The sequence below is a fragment of the Myxococcus hansupus genome (assembly GCF_000280925.3).
GTDB lineage: Bacteria > Myxococcota > Myxococcia > Myxococcales > Myxococcaceae > Myxococcus > Myxococcus hansupus.
In genome coordinates this window covers 6349957-6361208 of sequence record NZ_CP012109.1, presented here as the reverse complement: position 1 = coordinate 6361208, position 11252 = coordinate 6349957, and the positions used below count along the sequence as shown (strand labels likewise).

The 11252-nt window shown below is 67.1% G+C and carries 10 protein-coding genes; 2 read left to right on the top strand and 8 right to left on the bottom strand.

All coding sequences use genetic code 11. The features are described 5' to 3' along the window. Positions 1–35 precede the first annotated feature (35 nt). On the top strand, positions 36–5501 hold the full coding sequence (locus A176_RS24740; protein ID WP_002637932.1) for an RHS repeat-associated core domain-containing protein: 5466 nt from the start codon (positions 36–38) through the stop codon (positions 5499–5501). An 8-nt stretch (positions 5502–5509) separates the two neighbouring features. Next, complete coding sequence (locus A176_RS38795; protein ID WP_144429599.1) at positions 5510–5962, top strand: DUF6968 family protein; 453 nt, start codon at positions 5510–5512, stop codon at positions 5960–5962. Positions 5963–6258: 296 nt separating this feature from the next. Here the strand turns inward: A176_RS38795 and A176_RS24735 are convergent, their stop codons facing one another. The 8 genes from A176_RS24735 to A176_RS24700 all read right to left on the bottom strand — a co-directional run bounded on the left by A176_RS24735 (position 6259) and on the right by A176_RS24700 (position 11190). Then, the gene (locus A176_RS24735) at positions 6259–6489 is read right to left on the bottom strand and encodes a hypothetical protein (RefSeq protein WP_002637933.1); all 231 of its coding nucleotides are present in this window, start codon (positions 6487–6489) and stop codon (positions 6259–6261) included. Positions 6490–6494: 5 nt separating this feature from the next. Next, a complete protein-coding gene (locus tag A176_RS24730; protein ID WP_002637934.1) occupies positions 6495–6887 on the bottom strand; it encodes a gamma-glutamylcyclotransferase family protein in 393 nt (130 codons plus the stop codon). Next, positions 6884–7324: a gamma-glutamylcyclotransferase family protein gene (locus A176_RS24725; protein WP_002637935.1), complete on the bottom strand. Its 441-nt coding sequence runs from the start codon at positions 7322–7324 to the stop codon at positions 6884–6886. The genes A176_RS24730 and A176_RS24725 overlap by 4 nt, the downstream gene beginning before the upstream one ends. Before the next feature lie 535 nt (positions 7325–7859). Next, a complete protein-coding gene (locus A176_RS24720) occupies positions 7860–8825 on the bottom strand; it encodes an amidoligase family protein (protein ID WP_002637936.1) in 966 nt (321 codons plus the stop codon). A gap of 375 nt (positions 8826–9200) precedes the next feature. Continuing rightward, a complete protein-coding gene (locus A176_RS24715; protein ID WP_226993978.1) occupies positions 9201–9506 on the bottom strand; it encodes a hypothetical protein in 306 nt (101 codons plus the stop codon). Between the two features lie 188 nt (positions 9507–9694). Continuing rightward, on the bottom strand, positions 9695–10033 hold the full coding sequence (locus tag A176_RS24710; protein ID WP_021781636.1) for a hypothetical protein: 339 nt from the start codon (positions 10031–10033) through the stop codon (positions 9695–9697). 165 nt (positions 10034–10198) lie between these two features. Then, positions 10199–10561, bottom strand: a complete 363-nt coding sequence (locus tag A176_RS24705; protein WP_044891131.1) for a hypothetical protein — start codon at positions 10559–10561, stop codon at positions 10199–10201. After that, on the bottom strand, positions 10558–11190 hold the full coding sequence (locus A176_RS24700; RefSeq protein WP_002637940.1) for a ribbon-helix-helix domain-containing protein: 633 nt from the start codon (positions 11188–11190) through the stop codon (positions 10558–10560). The genes A176_RS24705 and A176_RS24700 overlap by 4 nt, the downstream gene beginning before the upstream one ends. Positions 11191–11252: the final 62 nt, after the last annotated feature.

The window sequence follows — 11252 nt, the reverse complement described above, 5'->3', positions numbered from 1 at the left end:
ATCTCCATTCCTCCTTATTTCAACCCGGAAAGACCATGCATCGAGCCAGACGTGTGTTCGCGGCCGCCTGCTTCGCCCTGACGGGCGTGATGGGTGGCTGCGCGGAAGAAGCTCCCTTCGCGGTGGTGCCGGACGCACTCGTGCGGCCGCTGACCGTGGACCGGTCCCCTCAACGAGAAGGTCGCGGCGCGGCGCGCCTGTCGGACGGGCGCTGGCTGCTGCTGGGCGGCGAGACCTCCTCGCGCGACTCCGTAATCCAGGGCGTAGATGGGGCCCTGGAGCCGCTGATTCCGGGCCTCCGGCACGCGCGCTCCCACGCGACCGCGACGGTGCTCCCGGATGGCCGGATCCTGGTGACGGGAGGCCGGGACGCCTCTGGGCGCCTAGTCGCGACCTCCGAGTGGTTCTCGCTGGAGCGTCGCGCTTTCGCGGACGAGGAAGCGCTCCGGCTGGAGCCGCGTGCCCGGCACACGGCCACGGTGCTGACGGATGGGCGGGTACTCATCACAGGTGGCGAGACATCCGACGCGCGTGACAGCGACACCGCTGAACTCATGGACCCGCGCACGCTCATGGTGACGCGGCTACCTTCCCGCATGCAGGTGGCCCGCGCAGGCCACACGGCCGTGTTGCTGCCGGATGGCCGGGTGCTGTTGTGGGGCGGGGATGCGCCGGGCGCGACACCCACCGCGGAGCTCTTCGACCCGGCGCGGGAGACGTTCCTCCGGGTGGACGCAGCCGAACTGGAGCGACTGCCCAAGCCGAACGCTGCGCTCGCGGTGGCGGGCTCTCTGCCCGCGGACCGGGCCATCTCGGTGCCCGTGAATACCCTGCTGGCCGTGCGCCTGAGCCAGCCCGTGTCCGAGGCCAGCGGGAGCACCGTCAGCCTGATGGGACCGGTGGGCTCGGTGGCGGGCCGTCACACGCTCGCGGAGAGCGGACGGCTGCTCTTCTTCCTTCCCACGAAGTCGCTCCTGCCTGCGACGGCGTACACGCTCTACGCGCAGGGCCTGAAGGGCGAGGGCGGCCTGGAGCTGCCGCTCACCACGGTGGGCTTCACCACCGCGAGCCTGGCTCCGGGAGAGGCACGCCCGGACGCGCGCCTCCCCCGGCCGAGGTCGAGCCGCGCGCAGGCGAAGGCCCAACCCGTGGCCTCCCTGCGGGCCACGGAACGGCGACTGCCGGATGGGCGTTATGAGTGGCTCGCGCCCGAGCGTCCCTTCTTCGATGATGGGGAGACTTGGCTGCCGGGGCCGGAGCACTTCACGGGGAACTGGCGTTCGAGCGAGCCCCAGGTGGAGGCGGTGGAACCGCTGACTGCGGCGCCGGGTATCACCGCCCTCTCTGGGCGCGTGCTGCGCCTCAATGGCCAGCCGCTGGCGGGTGTCCGCATCGTGGTGCATGGCGTGGCCACGGTGACGGACGCGAAGGGACGCTTCCTCGTGGAGGGCCTCAATCAGGGCGGCCAGACGCTGGAGGTCAACGGCCAGACGGCCAATCACGGCGACGTCCGCTACGGCCTCTTCTTCATGCACGTGGACGTGAAGGACGGCGTCACCAATCCCCTTGGCCACACGGTGTGGATGCCCCGGTTGGATCCGCAGGGTACCGTCTCCATTCCCAGCCCTACGACGGAGGATGTCACGGTAACGACGCCCGCCATCCCCGGACTGGAGCTGCGGCTGCCTCCGGGCACGGTGGTGCGCGACCGCGAGGGCAACCTGCTCACCGAAATCAACATCACTCCGCTGCCCATCAACCAGACTCCCTTCCCGCTGCCCAATCTGGACATGCCGCTGTACTTCACGCTCCAGCCGGGGGATGCGCGCTTCGAGGGCCTGACGCCGGGCTTCAGCGGCGCGAAGCTGTACTATCCCAACTACCGGGGCGAACTGCCCGGGGCGCGCGCCAACTTCTGGAACTACGACGCCAATGGCAGCGGCTGGCATGCCTACGGCTTGGGCAGTGTCAGCGCGGACGGGCGCCAGGTGATTCCCGATGACGGGGTGGCCCTGTATGGCTTCGTCGGCGCGGGGTTCACGAACCCGGACGCGCCGCCGCCTCCCGTGGGCGGTGGCTGCAACACCGAGTGCTGTGGCCTTGGTGGGGGAGGGGCGGGCGGTGGTGGCGACTGTGGTGGCGGCTCCGCTGGCAGCCCCGGCAGCCTGACGGGCGGAGACCCCGTCCAACTCTCCTCCGGCCAGTTTCTTTTCCGCGAAGTGGACCTCTCCGTCGCGGACCTCATCCCCCTGCGCGTGGAGCGCACCTACCGTTCGCTGGACCTGACGCGCCGGCAGTTCGGCGTCGGCATGACCAGCGACTACGAGAGGTTCCTCTGGCGGTCCTCAAGCGACTTCACCGAGTACGAGTTGGTCAACCCCGACGGCACGCGCATCCGTTATGAGCGCATCTCGCCTGGGACGGGCGCCTCGTCGGCGGTCTTCGCCACGACGTACCCGGGCCCATGGGCCGGCTCGCGCATCGTCTTCAACACCGAGTTGCAGGGCTGGGACCTTAGCTTCCGTGACGGCCGCCGCTGGACGTTCAACCATGCCCACCGGCTGGAGCGGATGACTGACCGCAACGGCAACGTCGTGACCCTTACGCGCCAGAATGGAAACTCCGGCCCCATCACCCGCATCACCGGGCCTTCAGGCCGCTATGTGGAGTTCACCAACGGCACAGGCACCCAGGTGGGGCTGGTCCTCCAGGCGAAGGACCACGCCGGCAGGATCGTCACGTATGCCTATGACCCCCAGGGCCGGCTGACCCACGTCACGGATGCGACGGGGGCCGTCCGCAGGTACACGTACAACACCAGCAACTACATGGAGACCGTGGTGGACGCGGAGGACCGGCTTGTCGTCCAGAACGAGTACGGGACAAAGGGCCGCATCTCCAAGCAGACGCTGTCGGACGGCAGCACGTACGAATTCACCTACGTGATGTCGATGATTTCCCAATGTCTGCCCAACGGGCCCTGCAACGTGCGCGAAGGCGACCAAGTCAACGTCGCGGACATCAAGGACCGCTCTGGACAGACGCGGCGGGTGACGTTCTATTCGGGCTACATCATCTATGACGCGTATCCTCTGGGCACGCCTCAGGAGCAGGTGACGGCATTCGAACTGGCGCCCTCCAACGGCCGCCGGACGGCGAAGATTGACCCCCAGGGCCGGCGCACCGAGTTCGAGCATGACGCCCATGGAAACCTGACGAAGGTGACGCGCTTGGCGGGCACGCCCCAGGCCTTCTCGCTGGAGTATACGTACACGGCGGACAACCAAGTCGCCACCTTCAAGGACGGGCTGGGCCACATAACCCGGTACCATTACAACTCCCAGGGGAGTCTCAATCGGCTTGAGGACGCAACGGGGCGGAACGTCGAGTACTCATATGACTCCCATGGGCGGGTGCGTACCATGCGTGCCGGTACGGAGGAGCCCATCACCCTCACATACGAAGGCGCGGACCTCGTCGCGGTGACAGATGGGGCCGGCCGGACCACGGAGTTCCTCCGCGACGCGCTTGGGCGCGCCGTGGCCCGTCGTGGCCCCGGCGGACAGGTGGACCGCTACGAGTACGATGCGCACGACCGGCTCACCCGGCACACCAACGCTCTCGGTCACGTCACAGTCTTTACCTATGACAAGACCGGCAGGTTCACGCGGGTTCGCGACCCTCGGGGCAAGGAGACGCTCTATAGCTACAACGCGCTGGGATTACTGGCCGAGCGCATGGACCCGCTGGGCCGCACCGAGGCATACACTTACGACAGCGCAGGCCGCGCGAAGAACTTCCAGGACCGCAAGGGGCAGGTCAGTGGCTGGGCCTACGACTCCCTGGGGCGGCTGGTGCTGAAGGGCTTTGGCGCTACCCCGGCCACCCCCGAGGACTACACCAGCACAATCTCGTATGAGTATGATACTGTCGGGCGGCTCAGTCGCATCGAGGACAGCTTGGGGCCGGTTACCACCTTCACCTATGACGTGCTCAACCGGCCCCTGCAGCAGGTGTCGTCCAACGGCACCATCGACTCCACCTATGACGTCGCGGGCCGCCTGACGAGCATGGGCGTTTCGGGGCAGGCGCAGAGCACCTACGCATACGATGCTGCGGGTCGGCTGACCTCCATCGCTCAGGACGGTCGCACGGTGTCCTTCACATATGACGCTGCGGGCCGGCGCACCTCCGTCACCCTGCCAGGTGGGGCGTCTCAGCACTACAGCTACTCCGATGGCCGACTCAAGCGTATCGAGTACCGCCAAGGGACTACCTTCCTGGGCGACTTGACGTACACCTTCGATTTGAACGGCGACCTCGTCTCCGTCGGAGGGACCTATGCCCGTACCGGGCTCCCAGATGCGGTCTCCGGGATGACGTACGACGCAGCCAGCCAGTTGACGTCTTGGAAGGGCCGGACGCTCGCCCATGATGCCAATGGTAACCTTGAGTCGGACGGACTCAGGACCTACACCTGGGACGCGCGAGGCAACCTCACCCGAGTGAGTGACAGCCTGGCCTCTCTCGCGGAGTTCGCCTATGAGCCCGCAGGCCGGCGCATGCGCAAGTCGGTGGCGGGGGTGACGACGGACTACCTCTACAGCGGGACCAACATCATCCAGGAGCAGCGCGGAGGGAGTACCACCCGCCTGTTGACGGGCTTGGGTATGGACGAGGTGTTCAGCCGGACGACCTCCACGGGCTCGCGGGACTACTTCACCGACGTGCTCGGCTCGACGGTGGCCCTGGTGGATGCGACGGGGGCGCTGACCGCGGAGTACACGTATGCACCCTATGGTGCGACGGCGCACACCGGGGATGCTGTCGGCAACACGCAGGCTTTCATCGGGCGGGAGGACGACGGCACCGGCCTCTACTACTTCAGAGCTCGCTACTACGATCCAGATATGAGTCGGTTCCTGCAGCCGGAGTCCATGGCCACGGACCCGGAGTGGGTCCGGGCGCAAGTTATGGCGGGGCTCAGCGCGCCGGTCTACGGGTACGCGCTCAACAACCCTTTAGGCTTTGTCGACCCTGATGGGAACGAAGCCATCATCTCCGGCATCAGCATTGGCGTCGGCGCCGGAGGCGGCTCTACGGCTGGGGTAGGCGGGGCGATTGGCGCTGGGGGCGGCGCGGCAGCAGTGGGCATCGCGGGAGTGCTAGGCTTTGGTGTGGGGTACGGTATCTGCACGCTTACCGGGAACCCATACTGCAATCCATTCACTTGGTTCCCGAGAGACACTCCCGTCAAGCCAGTTGCGGAGCCGGTTTGCCGCGAGGGCGACGGAGACGACGAGCTCAGCAAGGACGGACGCAAACCCCTCTCCCAGTGTCTTGATGCATGTGCGGCTTCGCGGCGCTCGGGTTTCCCTCATGCATGGCGTAGGTTCTGCGATAAAATCTCCGACATCCAGCTGAGGATGATCTGCCACGCGAACGAGAACTCGAGCCAGAGTGCCTGCAACAACTGGTGCTATAACTACTTCGGAAACTGAGGGCCTTCATGCCAAGAGTGATTGTTGCAACCAGAAAGTATGAGTGGGCGGACGGCTCTGGAAACATTGAGGTCCGGTGGTTTAAGCCCGTCCGCTCTCGACGCAACTATGTCTGCAAGTACGAGGTGGTAGGCATTGGCCCCTCGAAGCTCAAGGCGGATGCGGTGGGCGTGGACTCGGTGCAGGCGCTGTGGGTGGCGATTGAAGGCGCGAGAGTCCTGCTAGAGCCCATCGCGGACGAACTCCGGTTCTTAGGACACCCTTCTCTGCTCCTGCCACGAACGTTCCCGTTCGGGTTTACCGAGGAGGCGGAGGCGCGATTCGTACGGGCGGTGGATAGAGAAATGGATCGCATGCTTCGAGCGCATGGTGATGATCCCGAAGCGCTTCGCGAACAGGAGCGTCAATCCTTGCTCGAACGACGCACTCGTCTTCTTCGGTTGAGGAAGAAGCGGCGCTGAGACCGCGTGACAGGGGCTTGCTGCACCTGTTACGCGCTTCCGCGCTTCGTTTGCATACCGTTGCTTCAGTGACATCGGCTTTTTCAGAGCGTTTAAGGGCCAGCACCGCGCCGTCTCAAACCGTGAGCGTACGGCGCGGATGCAGCTCTCCAAGGGCCTCGTCGCCAACGGCCAGGATGCCCAGACCAGCTGCGACGCCATCCTCGATGCGCTGGACGTGAGCATCTACAACACGATGCGGCTCTGGGCGTGTGGGGTTGTGCTCGCGGCGGAGGCGGAGCAGGCGCGACCCACTGTTACCCTCGCGCCGCTAGGCCTGTCCGCAGCATCTCTTGCACCAGCGAGGCGGCCTTCTCGTCGCCGGTTTCACCCTGGACGCGCAGCGCGACGGACTCGACGCGCTGGGCATTGGCCACCACCCAGTCGATGTACTCAGGAAGCGAGAGGCGCTCCACGCCGAATGCGATGTCCTGCATACCCTTCACGATTTGGACGGCCGTGCCCTGGAAGACACGTCCGTCTCGCATGACGATTACCATGACTTCTTCTCCTTCAGGTGTGTGCGCCAGCAGCCGGATTTGATTGTGGGGCGACCTGTTAGCCGCGCCTTGGGGAAAAGGTATGCCTCGACGCGGCCGGCACCGTCGAGGGCAATGGACGTGCGCTGGTAGAAATGAGGGTGGCCTTCGAGCCTGTCGAGCGCGGCCAGAATGAAGGTGTCGACTTCGTACACCTCTCCCTCGACGGCGTGCTTGCCCCTGGAGGCGAGGGCGGGGAAGGGCCCATAGTCGTAGAGGCTGAAGCGGGGCTGCGTCCGCGCTGAGCCAATACGGCGTGCGCCGCGCAGGAGGCGGTGGTTGGGCTCGCCGGACAGCAGCGTCCCGTAGACGAAGACGCGCGTGGCTGCGGTGGAAGTGCGCTTCACGCCGCACCTCCCAGGGCGTCCGCGAGCGCGGCGCGGTTGAAGCCCAGGCGTCCGTAGGCGTGCCAGAGGACGCGGAAGTAGCGGACAGCGGGCGGCCAGGACTCGATGCTTGCCTCGGGCTGCAGGTACACCAGCGCGCGGCGGCGGAGGCCGGCCCTGTCCGTTACCAGCCGGGTGGCGCGCCGGTACGCGAAGGGGTGCCCCTCGAAGGCGTCGAGGGCGCGCAAGTCCTCGGGGGTGAGGCGGTACAGCAACCCCTCGACGTGGGCGCCGCGCACCCGATGGAGGCTGGCGACGGCCCCTCCCCAGCGGCGGCTGTACCCGCCAAACACCAGGGTGTGGCCGGGAAGGGTGGCCCGGGCCTCGACGGTGGCGCCGGGGCAGCGCGTGCGCATTTGCGCCCTGTCGAGGTTGGAGCCGTAGGCGAAGTAGAGCATGGGGATTCTCCCGTGGAGGGCGGGCGCGCGGCCCGCCGGTGTCGTTGTCAGCCAGGGCGCTTGCAGGGCCTTGGTGCGGTGCCTCCGTGGTGGAGAGGCGTACTGGGGTGGGTTCGCCGCCCAGCGCGGCGGGGCCTACCTCCCGTTGTCGCTACGCGAGGCGTTCCGCCTCTCGTTGAAGAGCTCTGCCCTCTCCCAGGCCCGAGCGCGGCGGTGCGCGAGGCGTGTCCCTCGGGTGTGCGCCTTCCGGGAGAGGCGCCCGCGGTACTTCTCGACGGGGAACTTGCCGTGCCCCGGACAGCAGCCTCTGTCCTTGCGGGTGATTCCGTATGCTTTCATTGGTGCGTCTCTTGTGTTGGCGAGGGGCACCCGCCCTTCGCGAAAGACATACACGCTCTGGTTCGCCATTGAGGCAAGCGCTGTTTGCGAGGGGCGGGGACCGCAGGAAGGCGGGAGCCCGGCGCCCGGATTTTCCCGGGGCCCTGTCGCGAGCGCAGGCGGGCGCCAGGGCTCCGTGGCGCCCGCGAAGGCCCCGTCACGCGGCGGCCATGGCTTCGGTGGGCGCGCTGCCCTCAGTGCCGCACTGTGCGTCCTGCGTGCCCTCGCTGCCGGGCGAGCCGTCCTCCCCCCCACCCGAGCCGCGCCGGTCGCGGCGCTGGCCCTTCCAGGCCGCGCTGCCCTCCAGCTTCTTGAGGAGGTGGAGGCGGGCCGTCTTGAATTCCTCGCCGATGAGGCCGAGGTGGAGGAGGAACACCCGGAAGTCGTACTTGGCGGTGGCGGGGTTGAAGTCGCGGCGCTTGCTGGAGGCGGCCTTGGAGGCCAGGGCCCGGGAGGCCAGGGCCAACACCAGTTGGACGTAGGCCTTCACCTCTCCCGCGTGCACCGAGCCGTTGAAGTAGCGGAACTCGATGGTGCCCCGGAAGAAGAGGCTGTTTAAGTTGAGGCCGTGGTAGCGGCTGGAGTCGTAGCGGCTGGGCATGCTGTTGCGGCGCCCGTACCAAGCCTCATTCACCTCCTGCAGGGTGCGCGGACGCCGGGCCTCCAGCCGCTGGAGGAAGGCCCCGTCGATGGGCTTGCAGAAGCGGCTCAACCGCGCCGCGCTCACCTCGAGGGCCGTCTCCAGGAGGCGCTCCTGCTTGTGCACCATCTTGACGAGGTTGGTGACACTCTTGGCGTCGAAGCGGCTGCCGTCGACGTGGATGTGGATTCCGGTGGAGGCGTCGGCGCGGGCGCCGGCCTCGCGGGCGGCGCGCACCACCTGCTGTAAGGCTTCCAGGTCCTGGTAGGTGAGGATGGGGGAAACGATTTCGCCGCTGTAATCGCCCCCGCTCAGCGAGCCGTCCGGCACCACCTTCCAGGCGCGGCCCTGGGCGTCCGTCACCTGCATGCCCCGGTAGTCGCCGGAAATCTGTCCGCCCACCGCGCTCTGAATCGCGTTGGCCAGTTTCTGGCGACTGGCGCCAACCGTCTCAATCTCAATTCCAAACCGGAGCGTCCTCATGGGGTTTGCCTCTCGCGTTCGCGCGGGGCTGTGGCGCCCGTCGCTAAACGCATACACGCTCTGGTGCGCGGATGAGGCAAGTCGTCTTCGATGTCTGGGTTGGTGATATTTGTGTGTTTGAAATAGTTGCGAGAATTCGCGAGGTTGCGCGGCGGCCGTCTGCAGGGCGGGTGCGGCAAGTCTGCCTGGGTTGGGGCGGTCGGCGGAATTCCAGTGTGTGTGATTGCCTCGGCAGCCGGGATGCGGGGGCGATACACTCCAGGCTGGATTCCCCCGCCCCAGCGGCAGGCTCAGCCGGAGGAGCCTCCTGCCTACGCCGGGCTGCTGGCGGGCGCGCGTTCCGCGTGGCGCCTGCCGAGGGGCTCTCAGGAGGGCTCAACCCACGAGGCTTTTGAGCATTGCCGTCGCTCGCTCGTTCTCCTCCGGAGTGCCCTCGCCAAGCTCCAAGTACGCGCGGCCACCGGAGTACATGAGGATGTCCGGGAGGAACTCAATGTGCACATTCCAGAGCGCTCCCTCCGGGGTTGCCATCTCGACGTCGGCGTAGAGGCGATGGAGCGCGGCTCTCAACGTGCGCTGGTGCGTGTCCCTCGGGAAGCGCACCTCGATGTACGGCTGGGGAATCCCATAGCGCGCGGTGCGCTCTCCCACCATCATTGACTGCTGGCTCGTTGCGGCCACCGTTGTCCTCGCGTTCTGTGGGGCGGGGCGTTGCCCGTTGCGAAAGACATACGCGCTCTTCTGGGGATGCAATTCAAGTTGAGTTTCAGAGGAGGCGCTGGCGTGCGGTGCACCCGCGAGACTGGGCGGCTTTCGTCTGGCCTGGAACCCGCGCGGTGCTGCGGCGCGGATTCCCCTGGCTCTTGCGTTTAGCCCAGCAGGGTGCCGAGGAGCATCATTCCGCGCATGGCCTCGGCATGGTCCCCCTCGGACAGCTCCAGGTAGATGCGGCCGTGGTTCGGCTCCAGGAGGCGCTCGCTCTGCACAATCCACCGCTCCGCAGAGGGCGTGCGTAGCTCCAGGTCGGCTGACAGGGCGTGGAGCGTCGCGCTCAGATGCCGGTGGGTTGAGCCGCGCGGGAGGATGACGTCCAACTGCGGTTGAGGCGTGCCGTACCGGCTGGTGGCGAGGTCCAGGCGCAGGGTAGTGTTCTGAAAGTCAACCACCGTCATCTGGACAAGGTGGAGGGGCTTGGGGGAGGTGGTCATGACGTGCGTTCCTGTGGATTTGCGCGGCGCTTCGTTGCCCGTCGCGAAAGCCATACACGCTCTGGTTGGCGGGTGTATCAAGTCCTTCTCTGGACCTGTGGTGCTGTATGTTTCATTGAGTGGGCGGCGGGGAGGCAGCTTGTTCTGCCGCCCCGCATGCCCATGTCAGCGGAGGGCCTTGTGCAGGATTTGTAGCCCTCGCTCTGCCTCGTCACGAGTCGGCCGCGGGCCACCGTCCCCGAGTAACAGCAGGTGGACGCGGCCTGTGAGCCCGTCGTCGAGCACCTCCGATTCGACGAGCCAGTGCTCCTGCGCCGGGGTGTGCAGCTCCACCTGTGCGGCGAGGAGGAGGAGGGCCGCGTTGCGCTGCCGCGAGGAGGTGCGCTGCGGAAAGGTGACTTCGACTTCGGGCTGCAACTCGGCGCCGGAGTCGGGGAGGGCCAGCTTCACTTCCACGCGGGCTCCCGAGAGCGCCTTGCGAAGTGCCACCGACACAAGGGCGTCGGTGGCTTGTTCCTTTGTCGTCATGCCGGGCCTTGCTCGTCCTCATTCGGGGCGAAGAGGGCAGCGACCTCCGGGGCCCCCATGTCGACGAGGTAGCGGCGGATGGCGCGCCGGAAGAACTCCGTCCGGCTCGGCATGCCCGCGTTGCGCCAGGCCTTGTCCAGGGCCTCCAGGGCCCCCGCGTCGAAGGAGAGGGGGATGACGCGCTTGCCGTCTTCGCGCACCTTCACCTCGCGCGCGGGCCGCGGGCCTACGTTGATTCGTCCAGCCTCCGCCTCCCGAATCTTCCACTGGAGGTAGGAGACGTTGCTGCTGCCCGTCGGACGCCCGACGACTTCGCGGTACTTCTCCTGCAACTGCTGCAGCGACACGCCGGCGAAGCGCCCGCGCTGGCGAGCGGGCTGCGTGCCCTCGGCCGAGGTGGTGGCCGGTGCAGTAGGGGCCGGAGGAGGGGCGCTGGGGGCGGTGGCCGTCGCCCGGCGGGAGGGGCTGCGCCGCTTCTTGGCGGCGAGGGACTCCTCGATGCGGCGGATGAGGAACTTCTTGTTCGGGCTGCGCGTCTCCTCGCCCACCACTTCGCGGAAGCGGGCGCGCAGCTCCGTCAGGTTCATGGACTCCAGCTTCTTCGTCTTCGGTGCAGCGTTGCGAGGCATGGTGGTTGTTCCTTTCCGGGCCGTGGGTACACGTCTGCCATTCAGGTGGGCGGCCCGGCGGC